Genomic DNA, 15378 nt, shown 5'->3' on the forward strand with positions numbered 1-15378 from the left:
GCGGGCGGCGAAAAATGCGCCTCGCGTCGCCTCGCGCGGCAACGGTCATTCAATTGCGACGATCTACCAGTATAGTAGCAAGGGCACGATCCTTGCTTTACGCTCTTTGCGTTACAGTGGCGTCCTGTGCCGCGGGAGCGCCGACCCTGGTCGCCCCCGATTCCTTCCTGTCGAGCCCGCCATGTTCCTGGACCCGAACTACATCCGAGACCGCATACGCACGGTGCCCGACTGGCCCGAGCCCGGCGTGCAGTTCCGGGACATCACGCCGCTGCTGCAGGATCCCCGCAGCTTCCGCGTGCTGATCGAGCTGTTCGTCTACCGCTACATGAACCAGCGCCTGGACCTGGTGGCCGGCATCGACGCGCGGGGATTCATCGTGGGCAGCGTGATCGCGCACGAACTGAACCTCGGTTTCGTGCCCGTGCGCAAGAAAGGCAAGCTGCCCTACGACACCATCGCCGAGCACTATGCCCTGGAATACGGCAGCTCGACGGTGGAGATGCACGCCGACGCCGTGCGCCCGGGGCAGCGGGTGGTGCTGGTGGACGACCTGGTCGCCACCGGCGGCACCATGCTGGCCGGCATGAAGCTGCTGCAGCGGCTGGGCGCCAACGTGGTCGAGGCGGCCGCGGTCATCGACCTGCCCCAGTTGGGCGGGTCGAAGGCGATACGCGATTCGGGGCTGAATCTGTACACCGTCTGCGAATTCGACGAGTGACCGCCCGGCCGGGTCAGCCGGCCTTGCGCCTGGGCGCGCGCGCCGCCCTGGGGGGCGCCGACGAAGCGCCGGCAGCCAGGAATTTCTTCAGATAGCTGCCGGTATGGCTGCCGGGCGCCTGCGCGATTTCCTCGGGCGTGCCCTGGGCCACGATGCTGCCGCCCCCGCCGCCCCCCTCCGGCCCCATGTCGATGATCCAGTCCGCGGTCTTGATGACGTCCAGGTTGTGCTCGATCACGACCACCGTGTTGCCGGCGTCCACCAGGTGCCCGATCACTTCCAGCAGCAGCGAGATGTCATGGAAATGCAGGCCGGTGGTCGGTTCGTCCAGGATATACAGCGTGCGCCCGGTGCCGCGCTTGGACAGTTCCTGTGACAGCTTGACCCGCTGCGCTTCGCCGCCCGACAGGGTGGTGGCGCTCTGCCCCAGCCGGATGTAGCCCAGCCCCACGTCGATCAGCGTCTGCAGCCGCCGGGCGATGGCCGGCACGGCTTCGAAATACTCCAGCGCCTGTTCGACCGTCAGGTCCAGCACTTCGCTGATGTTGCGGCCGCGGTAGCGGATCTCCAGCGTTTCGCGGTTGTAGCGGCTGCCGTGGCAGACGTCGCAGGGGACGTAGATGTCGGGCAGGAAATGCATTTCCACCTTGACCACGCCGTCGCCCTGGCAGGCCTCGCAGCGGCCGCCCTTGACGTTGAAGCTGAAGCGGCCGGGATCGTAGCCCCGGGCCCGGGCTTCCGGCACGCCCGCGAACAATTCCCGTATCGGGGTGAACAGGCCGGTGTAGGTAGCCGGGTTGCTGCGCGGCGTGCGGCCGATCGGGCTCTGGTCGACGCTGATGATCTTGTCGAAATGCTCCAGCCCCTCGATGGCCTCGTAGGGCGCGGGCTCGGTCTGGCTGTTGTACAGGTGGCGCGAGACCACGTTGACCAGCGTGTCGTTGATCAGCGTCGACTTGCCCGAGCCCGAGACTCCGGTGATGCAGACCAGGCGGCCCGCCGGGATGCGCAGGTCCACGCCTTTCAGGTTGTTGCCCGAACAGCCCTTGAGTTCCAGCCACGGCAGTTCGTCCTGCCCCGCCACCGGCCGGCGGGCCGGGATGGCGATGGACTTCTGGCCGCTCAGGTACTGGCCGGTCAGCGACTGCGGGTCGGCCACGATGTCGGCCGGCGACCCCTGCGCCACGACTTCCCCGCCATGTTCGCCGGCGCCGGGGCCCATGTCCACGACCCAGTCGGCCTCGCGGATCATGTCCTCGTCGTGCTCGACCACGATCACGCTGTTGCCGAGATTGCGCAGGTGCCGCAGGGTGCCGATCAGCCGGTCGTTGTCGCGCTGGTGCAGGCCGATGGAGGGCTCGTCCAGCACGTACATCACCCCGGTCAGGCCCGAGCCGATCTGGCTGGCCAGGCGGATGCGCTGGGCCTCGCCGCCCGAGATGGTGTCGGCGCTGCGATCCAGCGACAGGTAGCTCAGCCCGACGTTGTTCAGGAAGGTCAGGCGGGCCGCGATCTCGCGCACGATGCGGTCGGCGATCTCGCGCTTGGCGCCGGTCAGCGCCAGCTGCTCGAACCAGTGCAGGCAGTCGGACAGCGGCAGGGCCTCCAGCTGATAGATCGCGCGCCCCTGGTCGTCCTCGCCCACGCGGACGTTGCGGGCTTCGGCGCGCAGCCGCGAGCCGCCGCAGTCGGGACAGGTCCGCACGTTCCGGTACTTGCCGAGTTCCTCGCGCACGGTGGCCGAGTCGGTTTCCTTCCAGCGCCGTTCGAGGTTGGGGATCACGCCCTCGAAGGGATGCGAGCGGACGGTCGTGCGGCCCTTCTCGTTGACGTAGGTGAAGGCGATTTCCTGCTCGCCCGAGCCGTACAGCACGCGCTGCTGGGTGTCCTCGGACAGTTCCTCGAACGGCGTGTCGACGTCGAAGTCGTAGAAGGCCGCGAGGCTGGTCAGCAACTGGTGGTAGAAGGGGTTGCGCCGGTCCCAGCCGCGGATCGCGCCGCCCGCCAGGCTCAACTCGGGAAACGCCACCACCCGCTTCGGATCGAAGAAACCCATGTGGCCGATGCCGTCGCAGCTCGGGCAGGCACCGATGGGATTATTGAAGCTGAACAGGCGCGGCTCGAGTTCCGGCAGGCTGTGCCCGCACACCGGGCAGGCGTAGCGGCTGGAGAACAGATGCTCGCGTTCGCGGTCGTCGGTGCCGGCATCCATTTCCAGCACGATGGCCCGCCCCTCGGCCAGGCCGATGGCCGTCTCGAAGCTCTCGGCCAGCCGCTGCTGGGCATCGGGCCGCACGCGCAGGCGGTCGATCACCACGTCTATGCTGTGTTTCTCTGTCTTCTTCAGCGGCGGGACGCTGTCGATGTCCAGCACCTCGCCGTCCACGCGCACCCGCACGAAACCCTGGGCCTGCAGGCTGGCCAGTTCGTCCTCGAAGCTGCCCTTGCGGTCGCGCACCAGCGGCGCCAGGATCGCCAGCCGGCTCTCGGCCGGCAGGGCCAGCGTGATGTCCACCATCTGGCTGACGCTTTGCGCCTGCAACGGCAACTGGTGGTCGGGGCAGTAGGGCGTGCCCACCCGGGCGAACAGCAGACGCAGGTAGTCATGGATTTCCGTGACCGTGCCCACGGTCGATCGCGGATTGTGGCTGGCGGCCTTCTGTTCGATGGAGATGGCCGGCGACAGGCCCTCGATCAGGTCGACCTCGGGCTTGTCCATCAATTGCAGGAACTGGCGGGCGTAGGCGGACAGGCTTTCCACATAGCGCCGCTGGCCTTCCGCGTACAGGGTGTCGAACGCCAGGGAAGATTTGCCCGACCCGGATAACCCTGTGATCACGACAAGCTGGTGGCGGGGCAATTCCAGCGAGACGTTCTTCAGATTGTGGGTGCGCGCACCCCTGATGCGGATGACATCCATCAAGCAAACCTTTACGCGAGCGGTGGCGAAAGCCAACTTGGTAATATAACCCCCCCGTACGCGCTGACGCGCGCCCCCCAGGGGGCGGGCGGCGGGGGACCGGCGGAGCCGGATCCCCCGTGCCCTGGTCTAGTTCGGCTTTCTTGGGGTGGGGCACCTGTGCTTCGCTGGCTGGCAGGGGAGGCTGCGGTGCCGCATGGGGAAGTCCCTTTAATTGGTTTTTTCACGAATGGCTAACCCTTCATTTCGGATGACCCCTTTCGAGCGCCGCGCGAGCTTGTCGCTGGCGGCGCTTTTCATGTGCCGGATGCTGGGGTTGTTCCTGCTGCTGCCGGTGTTCGCGGTGGCGGCCAAGGCCTTGCCGGGGGGGAACGATCCGGCGCGGGTGGGGTTGGCGCTGGGCATGTACGGGTTGACCCAGGCGTTCATGCAGATTCCGTTCGGGCTGGCCTCGGACCGCTGGGGCCGGCGGCCGGTGGTGGTGATGGGGCTGGTGCTGTTCGTCGTCGGCAGCGTGGTCTGCGCCACGACCGACGACCTGTTCTGGATCACGATCGGCCGGGCCATCCAGGGCTCGGGCGCGATTTCGGCGGCGGTGACGGCGTGGCTGGCCGACGCCACGCGCGACGAGGTGCGGACCAAGGCCATGGCCATGATAGGCGCTTCGATCGGGCTGACCTTCGCGGTGTCGCTGGTACTGGCCCCGGTGGTGGTGGGCTGGGGCGGGCTGACCGGCCTGTTCTGGACCATCGCCGCGCTGGGCGTGGCTGCGCTGGGCGTGGCCGCCTGGGTGGTTCCGGCCGCGCCGCCGGCGCCGCGGGGCGAACCGGTATCCATGTCCAGCGTGCTGTCGCACCCCGACCTGCTGCGGCTGAACCTGGGGGTCTTCACCCTGCACCTGATCCAGGTCGCGCTGTTCGTGGTGGTGCCGGCCGCGCTGGCGCGCACCGGCGGCCTGGACGCGGCCACGCTGTGGAAGGTCTACCTGCCGGTGGTGCTGGCCTCGTTCGTCGTGATGGTGCCGGTGATCGGCGTCACCGAGCGCTACGCCACCCACCGCAAGACCCTGCTGGGGGCCGTTGCCGGACTCGTGCTGGTGTGCATGTTCCTGCCGTGGGCGCAGGACCGCTATGGCTGGCTGGTCGGCGCCATGATCGCCTTCTTCTCGGTGTTCAACATCCTCGAGGCCATGCAGCCTTCGCTGGTGTCCCGCGTGGCGCCGCCGTCGCTGAAGGGGCTGGCCCTGGGTTTCTATAATACGAGCCAGGCCATCGGGCTTTTCGCCGGCGGGGCGCTGGGCGGCTGGCTGCTCTCCCACCTGGGGCCCGCGGCGGTATTCCAGTCTGCGGCGGGGCTGGCGGTAATATGGCTGCTGGCGGCCTGGGGGATGAAGCCCCTGCCCGCCAGGCGGGCCGCGCAGCCGGAGCGGGTGTCCCACCCCGCCTCCTGAGCCCTTTCTGTCCCATTTACGCACGAGACCGTATTGCGGTCGGCGCATTTTCAACCAATGATGTTTTTTTTCTTGTGGCCCGTGGCCGCGCCGGGCGGGGGTGGCTACAATCCCTCCGCCTCGCTGCGGGCCGGTGAATACAGTCAATAGGAGTGTGGTAATGGCATCCGTCAACAAAGTCATCCTGGTCGGCAACCTGGGCCGCGACCCCGAAGTTCGCTACACGCCCGATGGCGCCGCGATCTGCAACGTGTCCATCGCCACCACGTCCCAATGGAAGGACAAGAACTCGGGCGAACGCCGCGAGGAAACCGAGTGGCACCGCGTGGTGTTCTACAACCGCCTGGCCGAGATCGCCGGCGAATACCTGAAGAAGGGCCGTTCGGTGTACGTGGAGGGCCGCCTGAAGACCCGCAAGTGGCAGGACAAGGACACTGGCGCCGATAAATATACGACCGAGATCGTCGCCGACCAGATGCAGATGCTGGGCGGCCGCGAAGGCGGCGGCGGTGGTGGCGAAGGCGGCTATGGCGATTCCGCGCCGGCCCCGCGCCAGTCCAACCGCCCGGCCAGCGGTGGCGGCGGCCAGCAGCGTCCGGCCTCGCAGTCGAGCTCGGCGCCGAACTTCGCCGACATGGACGACGACATCCCGTTCTGACGGGTACGCCCATCCGCCTCGATGCTCCACCATCTTTCTTTCGGCGTGGCCGACCTGCGTACCGCCGCCGGTTTTTACGACGCGGTACTCGGGCCTCTGGGCTATGAGCGTGTCTGGACGGACTTCGACGGCGATCCCGACCGGCACGCCGTCGGGTACGGCCTTCCCGGAGGGGGCGACAAGTTCGCGCTCAAGCAATGCTCGAAAAGAGAGAGCGTGCCGGGACCGGGGTTCCATCTCGCCTTTTCCGCGCCCAGCCGGGATGCCGTCGACCGTTTCCACGAGGCGGCCCTGCGCCACGGGGGCGCCGACAATGGCGCGCCGGGGCCGCGGCCGCGCTACGGTCCGGCCTACTACGCGGCGTTCGTGGTCGACCCCGAAGGCAACCGCATCGAGGCTGTCATCAGCACGGCGGCCTGAACAGGCCCTAGCCAAACCCCGTCCGAGCCGGCGGGGTTTTTTTGCAAATGATCCGATCGTTTCAGCCCGCCGCCGGCGCCTGGGCGCCCACCCGCCCGAACTCCACCGGCTGCTTCACGTAGAACAGGTCGATCGGTTCCTTGGCCAGCGCCGCCAGCAGCCGGTCGCAGGTCGGCGCATCGACCGCGATCGACACCTCGACCGGCTGGTCCGCCAGCTCGAAGAAGCGTGCCGAGTGGAAGCGGCCGGTGTGCCCGAAGCTTTCGCCGGCGGCCACCAGGGTGCCGCCCAGCGCGCCCTGCGCCTTGGCGAAAGCCAGCAGCCAGTGGGCCAGGGGCTGGCCGCCGTGGCGCCGGTCCTGCTGGGTGAAGAAGGTCAGTTGGAAGCCGTTCACGGTGTGTCTCCTTGCGGGGTCAGGACTGCCGCAATCCGGCGTAGGTGGCGATGCCGAGCAGGGTCATCGCGACGGAGCCGCCCACGTGGACCAGGATGGTCGCGGCCACCCAGCCCAGCCGCTGCTGCTGGATCAGGGCGACCAGTTCGGCCGAGAAGGTGGAAAAGGTGGTCAGGCCGCCGCAGAAGCCGGTGATGATCAACAGCCGCCAATGGGGCGGCAGGGCGGGGTTGCCGGCGAAATAGGCCACGGCCAGGCCGATGATGTAGGCGCCGATGAGATTGGCGGCCAGGGTGCCCGGCGGCATGGCCGGCAGCAGGGCGTTCAGGCCCAGCCCCAATACCCAGCGCAGCAGCGCCCCGATGGCGGCGCCGACGGCGATCGCGATTACCGCGAGCAGCATGAGGGACTCCTTGCTAAGGCGGGCTAGTGTAGTACGAGCGCGGCGGACCGGCCAGGCCGCGGTAGGCTAAGCTATGCCAAGCCCTTCCTCAAAGCCGATCATGACCCCGCCCGCCAGTGTCCTTCTTCGCCATCCTGCTCCCTGGCCCGCCGAATCCTTCCGTGATCCCGACGCGGCCGTCCAGCGCCTGATCGACATCTACACGCGCAATACCGCCTTCCTGTGCGACAGCTTCCGCGAAGTGGTCGCCACGCAGGCGTCCTCGCCCGGCCGGATCCGCGCCTGCTATCCGTTCATCAGGATACGCGTGGACACCTACGACGAGGTCGACTCGCGCCTGTCGTATGGACACGTGGCCGAGCCCGGCGTCTATCAGACCACCGTCACCAAGCCCAAGCTGTTCCGCTCCTATCTGACCGAGCAGCTCCGCCAGTTGATGGCCAACCATGGCGTCGCGGTGGAGATCGGCGAATCCGACGTGCCCATCGCGCTGCATTTCGCGTTTCCCGACGGCATCTATGTCGAGGGCGAGGACATCGAGGCGTTGAAGCGGCCCCTGCGGGACCTGTTCGATACGCCCGATCTCGCGGTCACGGACGATGCCATCGTCAACGGCAGCCACCGCCACCCGCCGGACGGGCCGCAGCCGCTGGCGCCGTTCACCGCGCCGCGCATCGATTACTCGCTGCATCGCCTGCAGCACTACACCGCCACCGCACCCTCGCATTTCCAGAATTTCGTGTTGTTCACCAACTACCAGTTCTACGTGGACGAGTTCTGCCTGCGCGCGCGTACGCTGGTGGCGCAGGGCCACTACGACGCGCTGGTCGAGCCGGGCAACCGCGTCACCCGCGCGGGCGATCCGGTGCCGGACCCGGCGGCGCCGATGTCGCGGCTGCCGCAGATGCCCGCCTATCACCTGGTGCGCGAAGGACATTCGGGCATCACCCTGGTCAACATCGGCGTGGGGCCGTCCAACGCCAAGACCATCACCGACCATATCGCGGTGCTGCGTCCGCATGCCTGGCTGATGCTGGGACATTGTGCCGGGCTGCGGGCCTCGCAGCGGCTGGGCGACTACGTGCTGGCGCACGGCTACGTGCGCGACGACCACGTGCTGGATGCGGACCTGCCGACCTGGGTGCCGATACCGCCGCTGGCCGAGGTGCAGGTGGCGCTGGAGCAGGCGGTGGAGGAAGTGGCCGGACTGTCCGGCTGGGAGCTCAAGCGCATCATGCGCACCGGCACGGTGGCGACCATAGACAATCGCAACTGGGAACTGCGCGAGCACCTGGAGCCGGTGCAGCGCTTCTCGCAATCGCGCGCCATTGCCCTGGACATGGAGTCGGCCACCATCGCGGCCAACGGTTTTCGCTTCCGCGTGCCCTACGGCACCCTGCTGTGCGTGTCGGACAAGCCCCTGCACGGCGAACTGAAGCTGCCGGGAATGGCCAGCGCCTTCTATCGCCGGCAGGTGGGCCAGCACCTGGACATCGGGCTGCGGGCGCTGGAGATCCTGAGCAAGATGCCGCCCGAGCGGCTGCATTCGCGCAAGCTGCGCAGCTTCCTGGAGACCGCGTTCCAGTAGCGGGGCGTGCCGCCCGCACGGTAGGATGCGACCCATGATCCGGGCGTGAAGGGGGGGGCGTGACGACCGAGGGACGGCACGACAAGCGTTGGTGGCTGAGGTGGCTGCTGGTGGCGGCCGCCGCCGCGTTGCCGCTGGGAGTGGCGGTACCCTTTGTCTATCTGCAGGCCAGCCTGCTGGCGCGCCATGACGCGCGCGGCGCCGCCGAAGTGGTGATGCGCCAGGCCGATGCCATTTTCGCCGAGGCCGACAGGCTGGCCGCCGAGATGGCGCCGCAGGCCGGCAAGTCCTGTGCCGAGGCCGACGCCACGCTGCGCGAGGCGGCCTTCCAGCCGTATTTCCGCGCCATCGTCCTGGTGCGGCACCGCGTGCTCTATTGTTCCTCGATCACGGAATCCTTCACGCTGCCGCTGGCGCAACTGCTGCCGGACGGCGAGGTGCCGCCGGGGCGGTCCTTTCATTTCGTCCCCGGCACGCCCATGGTCCCGGACCGGCCCGCGGTGATGGCGATCCGCCTGGACCAGGCCGGCGACGGTGTCATCGTCACGGTGGATGGCCGCTACTTGCGGGATCTGCTGGACGCCGTCGGCGGCACCGGCCGCTACCGGATCGGCATCGAGGCCCTGGATGGCCGGCATGGGCTGGCGGGCCGGCGGGTCGGTGTCCCGCCTCCCGGCGCCTATTTCGTGCAGGACGTGGTGTCGACGATCTATCCATTCCGGGTGCGCTCCCTGGCGGATGCGGCCCTGCTGGCCGAATACCGGAAGCGCCTGGCGGGCAGCTACGCGCCCTTCGTCGTGCTGCTGGCCCTGCTGCTGGGCTATCTGTGCCACCACTTCCTGAAGTACCGGTTCTCGCTGGTGGCCGCGATCCGGCGCGGCATGCGGCGGGGCGAGTTCGAGGTCCACTATCAGCCCGTCATCGACCTGCGCGACGGGTCGTGCGCGGGCGCCGAGGCGCTGATGCGCTGGTTTCGTCCCGGGCAGGGGGCCGTACGCCCGGACCTGTTCTTCGCCGTGGCCGAGTCCAGCGGCCTGGCGATTCCGCTGACCCGGCACCTGTTCAAGCTGGTGGGGCGCGACCTGCGCCGCTGTCCGATGGGGCCGCTATTCCGCGTGGGCCTGAACGTCACCGCCAGCCATCTGGTGGAGCCGGGCATCGTCGACGACGTTGCCCGGCTGCGCAAAGTGGTCGGTTCGGGGGCGGCGGATTTCGTGCTGGAGATCACCGAGCGCGAGCCCCTGCCCCCCATCGAGCAGGTCTACGAGCACATGGGGGTGCTCAGCGCCAGCGGCGTGAAGCTGGCCATCGACGACTTCGGCACGGGCCACAGCTCGCTGGCCTACCTGGAACGGTTCCCGGTCGATTATCTGAAGATAGACCGCGGCTTCGTGTCGGCCATCGGCACGGATGCGATCAATGCCTCGGTGCTGGAGATGATCATCGGGCTGGCTTCGCGGCTGGGGGTGGAGCTGACCGCGGAAGGCGTGGAGACGCGCGAGCAGCTCGACTATCTTGCCGCCCAGGGCGTGCACTATGCGCAGGGCTTCCTGTATGCCCGACCCATGCCCATCGAGGCCCTGCGGGCCTGGGTGGATGCGTTCCACGGCGCGCCGTAAGCTAACATCCAGGGTCGTCCCGCCACACTTACGCCGCCCCGTCCCATGCTGCAGCTCGAACGCGTGTTTCCCGCATTGTCCGAACCCACGATGCGGCGCTACCTGATGGGGCAGGGGGTATCGGTGCTGGGGAGCTGGACGCAGAACGTCACGCTCAACCTGGTCGTCTACCACCTGTCGGGATCGGCCGCCGTGCTGGCCCTGCTCAATTTCCTGTTGTATGGGCCGCAGCTGGTGATCGCGCCCCTGGCGGGGGCGCGGGTCAATGCGGCCAACGCGCGCCGCTCGACGCTCGGCGTCCTTTATTCGTCGATGACCGTGGCCTGCATCCTGGCGGTGCTGTCGCTGCTGCACTGGCTGACCCTGCCCATCATTCTGGGGCTGGCGCTGTGCGCCGGCGTGCTGAACGCGATCGAGACGCCGTCCCGCCAGGTGCTGCTGCTGACCGGCCTGGAAGACCCGGCGCTGCTGCCCAACGCCATCGCCATGAACACCATGGTCTACAACGTGGGGCGCATGGTGGGGCCGAGCATGGCCGCCATCATCTATCCCATGTTCGGCCAGGCCGCAGCCTTCCTGACCTATGCCGCCGCGCTGGTGTTCATGGCCTGGTGCGTGCGATCGATGCCGCGCCGCGCGGCGGCGGCCGCGTCGCCTTCGCATGATCGCGGGGGCCTGCGCAATGCGCTGGTCTATGTGCTGGACGACCGCTTCACCGCCAAGTATCTGTCCATCCTGGCCTGCATGGGCCTGCTGGCGGGCAGCTACCAGACGCTGGTGCCGCTGCTGGCGGACCGGGTCTTCCACGACGCCGCCCGATACACCGGCGTTTTCTTCGCCTGCGCCGGCATGGGCGCGCTGGCCGCCGCCGTGGTCCTGTCGTCCTCCATCGCCTCGCGCACCGCCAACCTGCTCCGGTTCGCGCCCTGGATCGCCTGCGTGGCGATGGCGCTGCTGTCCATCAGCTGGAGCAGCGCCGTCAGCGGCGTGGCCTTCGTGCTGCTGGGCTTCTGCCTGAGCTTCTCGGCCACCTCGACCAACGCCACCATCCAGCGCCGCTGCCCGGAATCCGTGCGCGGCGCGCTGGTCGGCCTTTACGGCATGGCCTACAACGGCACCATGCCTTTCGGCTATCTGCTGGTCGGCTCGTTCTCGGAGGCCTTCACGGTAACCGGCGCGTTCGGCACCATGGCCGCGGTGCTGGCCGCGTGCATCGGGCTGCTGACGCTGCTGTACTGGCGCAAGACCTGAAGGTTGTTTCAATAGGTGGAGGTAAGGCGTTCAGCCACGTCTGTTCGTCTCGGCAGTTCCGGCCCGGGAGGTTAGAATCAAAGTCGCTTCAAGCCCATCCGCCTTGCTATGCGTGTTCTTCATATTTTCAAGATCTACTTTCCCGATGCCTACGGTGGAATCGAGCAGGCCATCCACAGTCTTGCGTCACGAGGTATGGCGCAGGGCATCGAGAGCCGGGTCCTGACGCTGTCGCCAAGAGGAAAGATGATCGATGCCGATGCGTCGGGGTACTCCATCCATCGCTACACCAGGAATCTGGACGTCGCGTCCACAGGGATGTCGCTGCAGTTCCTGGTGAATTTCCGGCGTGAAGCCGCCTGGGCCGATCTGCTGCACTTTCATTTTCCGTGGCCTTTTGGAGACCTGGCCTATCTCATGTCGGGTGTCGAGACACCGGCGGTCATGACCTACCACTCAGACATCGTCAAGCAAGCGCAGTTGTTGAAGTTCTACAGACCGCTTCGAGACCGTCATCTTGCACGCATGGTGCGTATCGTCGCGACTTCGCCGAACTACGTCGCCAGCAGCGAGGTGCTTCAGCAGTGGCGGGACAAGGTAGAGGTGGTGCCCTGCGGCATTGCGATAGTGAAGCCGCGAGACCAGGAAGCCATCTGGCGCTGGCGCCAGCAGATCGGCGAAAGGTTTTTCGCCTTCCTGGGCGTGCCTCGGTACTACAAGGGTCTGGACTTTCTGCTCGAAGCGCAGGTGGGGCGCGACTACCCGCTGGCGTTGATCGGTGATGGCGCCGAACGTGCCGCGCTCGAGGCTCGCGCGCGTGCTCTGGGGTTGAAGAATGTGCATTTCCTCGGCCTGCTCGGCGACGAAGAAAAATCCGATGTGCTGGCGGCTGCCAGCGGTTTTGTGTTTCCATCGCACGTCCGCACCGAAGCTTTTGGTCTTGCCCTGGCGGAGGCCGCCCAGCAAGGCCTGCCGATGATCTCGTGCGAAATTGGTACGGGTACGAGTTTCGTCAACCTGCACCAGGAAACGGGCCTCGTGGTTCCGCCGCGGGATCCGCGAGCTTTGGGAGAGGCCATGGACCTTTTCTGGAACGATCCTGAGCAGGCGAGACTTTGGGGCAGGAATGCCCGAGCCCGCTACCTGGAGTTATTCACCGAGGACGCCATGGTGCGTGGCTATGCCAGGTGCTACCGGGAAGTGCTGGGCCGGTAGCCGGTTCCGTGTTCGCCCGCCCAGGACAGCGGCGCATGCTTCACATCACGCTTCGATAGACTTCGGCCGTTCTCGAGGCGGTGCGGTCCAGTGAAAACTGCCGTGATCGCCGCAGGCCGCGAGCCACGCATTGGGCTCGGATGCTTGGAGAGCGGATCAGGTCTTGCATGGCGGACGCTATTTCGCCGGTATTCTCGGGAGTCACCAGGATTGCGGCATCGCCGGCCACTTCGGGCAGCGAGGTGGTATTGGAGGTCACCACCGGGGTGCCGCTCGCGAATGCTTCCAGCACGGGCAGGCCGAAGCCCTCGTGCAGCGAGGGGAAAACCAGGGCTTCGGCGTGGCGATACAGGGCACGCACGTCGCCGTCGTCCTGCAGGTCGTTCAGCCATATCACTCCTTCGTCGCGCATGGACTGGAGGCGCGCGATGGTCGTCTCGCTGCGCCAGCCCGGCCGTCCTACGATCAGCAACTGGTGTTCGCATCGCAAGGCGGCAGGCAGCAGAAGATAGGCGTCTAGAATGCGATCGACATTCTTGCGAGGTTGCAGTGTTCCGACGAAAAGAAAATGGCGTCCTCGCAACGCCAACCTGGAGCGCAACCGGGCGTAGCGTTCATCCGAGTCTCCTGCCTCGAACCAGACGGGATCGATGCCATTGGGCACGACATGGATTTTTCGTTCATCGACCCCGAAATGGGCAACAAGCTCGGCGACCGCGGCCTGAGAGATCGCGATATATGCGTCGCCGAGCCTTCCCGCCCGCGCCAGCAGCAGGTTGCGCAGCATCCGCAGGCGTGGAGACGCCCATTCCGGGTGACTGAGCGGAGCGGCGTCGTGCAGGGTGATGACGCTCGGGCATGTCGTCCTGAATGCCATGTGGTCGGTGCAGTGGAAAACATCCACGCCCAGTTTGACGGGGCGCACGAGGCCGAGCATCTGGCCCGCGGTCAGCAGCCCGTATGAGTGCGGCAAATAACTGCCGTGCACGAGTACTGGCCGGGTACGCCCACCGGGCCAAGCGTAGCCGACCGGACGGCAGTCATGATGGGAAAGATGGTCGAAAAGCGCCGCCGTATACGTTCCGATGCCGTCCTTGTGGGGCCGCAGCGCCGGTTCGGCCTTGGTAGTGGAGATGCCCACCACCAACCTGGACCAGGCGCCGGCCAAGGACGAGAAAGGGTCTGTCATGCTACGTGCTCGTGAAACGCCAGGGCGCAGTATAGACAAGGACAGGCACGCATATTGCTGTCTAGCCCGCCAGACACGAAGGAGGCCACCATGCCCATCGATCCCAGGCGCGACAAACCCGAGGCGTCCACGCCCTCGAATCTTCCCGAAGCCGCGGTGGACGAGACCGGCAACGAAGATCCCGGTGCCGAGCTGACCGAACTGCCCGAGCACGAAAAGCAGGAGCACGCCGGCATCCCGCCCGACGAACGGGGCGGGCAGTCCGGCGGCGCCAAGCGCGAGCGCACCGTGGGCAACCATCCGGTGGATCCCAACAGCATGCCGTCTCGCATCGGGCTGCCTGTCGGGGTCGACCGCGAAACCGCCGCCGATCCGGGCCGGCAGACGCCCGAGGCTCCGGAGACGGACAACCGGAGCTGATCGCCGCTGGCGCCGGTCAGTCGGGGGACGGATCGTCGGGCAGCCACAAGGTGAAAGTGGTGCCCGATTCGGAGGACGCGACAGTCAGCGTGCCCTGGTGGGCCACCGCGATCTGCCGGGCGATGTAAAGGCCCAGCCCCAGGCCCGCGCGGCGCCGCTCGATGCCGTGGCGCGGCCCCCGCATCAGCGGGTCGAAGATCTGGTGCCGCATGTGGGGCGGGATGGGAGCCCCGTGGTTGTGGACTTCGGCGATCACGCCGTCCTCGCCACGCCGCACCCGCAGCGCGACCGGGCGGTCGGCATAGCCGTGCTGGACCGCGTTGCCCAGCAGGTTGGCCAGCAACTGGGCGAGGCGGTTGGCGTCCCAGCGGCCGGCCAGCCGTCCCTGGCATTCCAGCACGAAGGTCTGTTCCGGATGCACGGCCCGGATCTCGTCCAGGGCCCGCGCGCAGATGTCTTCCAGGTCGCTGCGCGAGAGCGCCAGCGGAAGCGGACTACCCAGGCGGGTGCGGGTGAAATCCAGCAGGTCGTCGATCATGCGCTGCATGCGCGAGCCGCTATGGCCGATCCGCGTGGCGGCCTCGCGGCAGCGGTCGGGAAGCTCGTCGGCCAGCATGAGGGCCTGGGCCGACATGGCGATGGCGCCCAGCGGGGTCCTGAGGTCATGGGCCAGGATGCCGACGAACAGGTCGCGGGCCCGTTCCAGGCCGGCCGAGTACCGGGAGATCGACTCCCTCAGGGCCTGGTCCAGCGCCTGGTTGAAGCGGACCAGGTCGTCGCAGGCCTCGGCGCCCATCTCGCCGGTTTCCCGCACCCAGCGCTCCAGGATGTTGGCGCGCAGCGCGCAGAACTCGGACACCATCTCGGTCAGCGTGAAGCCGGCTCGCAGCCGGTTGCGGGCATGGACGTGGGCCTGGCGAATGGCGCCGGCCGGACGTTCCCCGGGGGCGGAACCGTCGGAACCGGCTCGCAGGTCCGCGGCCAGTTGGCGCAGCAGCGAGCGGGCCGAGGTCTGCAGGGCATGCTCGGACACGGCCGAGCGCCGCAGGTCCAGTTGCCGGGCGAAATTGCGCCAGTCGCTCAGTAGCAGGTCCAGGTTCGCGTCGATGAAGTCGGCCAGTCTCATAGCC

Annotated in this window: 14 protein-coding genes; 9 read left to right on the forward strand and 5 right to left on the reverse strand. The window is 67.5% G+C overall.

Annotation, left to right across the window (positions count from 1 at the left end; genetic code table 11):
• Positions 1-181 precede the first annotated feature (181 nt).
• Positions 182-721, forward strand: coding sequence for an adenine phosphoribosyltransferase (locus EGT29_RS04015; RefSeq protein ID WP_124687806.1), 540 nt, complete (start codon positions 182-184; stop codon positions 719-721).
• A gap of 13 nt (positions 722-734) precedes the next feature.
• On the opposite strand, the gene uvrA is transcribed toward EGT29_RS04015, so the two are convergent.
• Positions 735-3641 (reverse strand): excinuclease ABC subunit UvrA, encoded by a 2907-nt coding sequence (gene uvrA / locus EGT29_RS04020; RefSeq protein ID WP_124687807.1) that lies wholly within the window; start codon positions 3639-3641, stop codon positions 735-737.
• A gap of 250 nt (positions 3642-3891) precedes the next feature.
• Between uvrA and EGT29_RS04025 the strand changes: the two genes are divergently transcribed.
• From EGT29_RS04025 to EGT29_RS04035, 3 genes are all read left to right on the forward strand, one after another.
• Positions 3892-5091, forward strand: coding sequence for an MFS transporter (locus EGT29_RS04025; protein ID WP_124687808.1), 1200 nt, complete (start codon positions 3892-3894; stop codon positions 5089-5091).
• A 160-nt stretch (positions 5092-5251) separates the two neighbouring features.
• Entirely contained in the window at positions 5252-5749 is a 498-nt protein-coding gene (gene ssb, locus EGT29_RS04030) for a single-stranded DNA-binding protein (RefSeq protein WP_124687809.1), read from the forward strand.
• Positions 5750-5770: 21 nt separating this feature from the next.
• On the forward strand, positions 5771-6169 hold the full coding sequence (locus EGT29_RS04035; RefSeq protein ID WP_124687810.1) for a VOC family protein: 399 nt from the start codon (positions 5771-5773) through the stop codon (positions 6167-6169).
• 61 nt (positions 6170-6230) lie between these two features.
• On the opposite strand, the gene EGT29_RS04040 is transcribed toward EGT29_RS04035, so the two are convergent.
• Positions 6231-6563, reverse strand: coding sequence for a DUF190 domain-containing protein (locus EGT29_RS04040; RefSeq protein ID WP_124687811.1), 333 nt, complete (start codon positions 6561-6563; stop codon positions 6231-6233).
• A 19-nt stretch (positions 6564-6582) separates the two neighbouring features.
• Positions 6583-6966, reverse strand: a complete 384-nt coding sequence (gene crcB / locus EGT29_RS04045) for a fluoride efflux transporter CrcB (RefSeq protein WP_124687812.1) — start codon at positions 6964-6966, stop codon at positions 6583-6585.
• Between the two features lie 100 nt (positions 6967-7066).
• Between crcB and EGT29_RS04050 the strand changes: the two genes are divergently transcribed.
• The 4 genes from EGT29_RS04050 (at position 7067) to EGT29_RS04065 (ending at position 12639) form a co-directional block, all read left to right on the forward strand.
• A complete protein-coding gene (locus tag EGT29_RS04050; RefSeq protein ID WP_124687813.1) occupies positions 7067-8554 on the forward strand; it encodes an AMP nucleosidase in 1488 nt (495 codons plus the stop codon).
• Positions 8555-8613: 59 nt separating this feature from the next.
• Positions 8614-10173, forward strand: a complete 1560-nt coding sequence (locus EGT29_RS04055; RefSeq protein WP_124687814.1) for an EAL domain-containing protein — start codon at positions 8614-8616, stop codon at positions 10171-10173.
• A gap of 45 nt (positions 10174-10218) precedes the next feature.
• Entirely contained in the window at positions 10219-11424 is a 1206-nt protein-coding gene (locus EGT29_RS04060; RefSeq protein ID WP_124687815.1) for an MFS transporter, read from the forward strand.
• Between the two features lie 108 nt (positions 11425-11532).
• A complete protein-coding gene (locus EGT29_RS04065; protein WP_124687816.1) occupies positions 11533-12639 on the forward strand; it encodes a glycosyltransferase in 1107 nt (368 codons plus the stop codon).
• Between the two features lie 40 nt (positions 12640-12679).
• Here EGT29_RS04065 and EGT29_RS04070 read toward each other — a convergent pair whose 3' ends face one another.
• Positions 12680-13828, reverse strand: a complete 1149-nt coding sequence (locus EGT29_RS04070; RefSeq protein WP_238160283.1) for a glycosyltransferase family 1 protein — start codon at positions 13826-13828, stop codon at positions 12680-12682.
• A 90-nt stretch (positions 13829-13918) separates the two neighbouring features.
• Between EGT29_RS04070 and EGT29_RS04075 the strand changes: the two genes are divergently transcribed.
• Positions 13919-14248, forward strand: a complete 330-nt coding sequence (locus EGT29_RS04075) for a hypothetical protein (RefSeq protein WP_124687817.1) — start codon at positions 13919-13921, stop codon at positions 14246-14248.
• Positions 14249-14264: 16 nt separating this feature from the next.
• On the opposite strand, the gene EGT29_RS04080 is transcribed toward EGT29_RS04075, so the two are convergent.
• Complete coding sequence (locus EGT29_RS04080; protein ID WP_161567692.1) at positions 14265-15374, reverse strand: sensor histidine kinase; 1110 nt, start codon at positions 15372-15374, stop codon at positions 14265-14267.
• Between the last annotated feature and the right edge of the window lie 4 nt (positions 15375-15378).

Source organism: Pigmentiphaga sp. H8 (assembly GCF_003854895.1).
Classification (GTDB): Bacteria; Pseudomonadota; Gammaproteobacteria; order Burkholderiales; family Burkholderiaceae_B; genus Pigmentiphaga.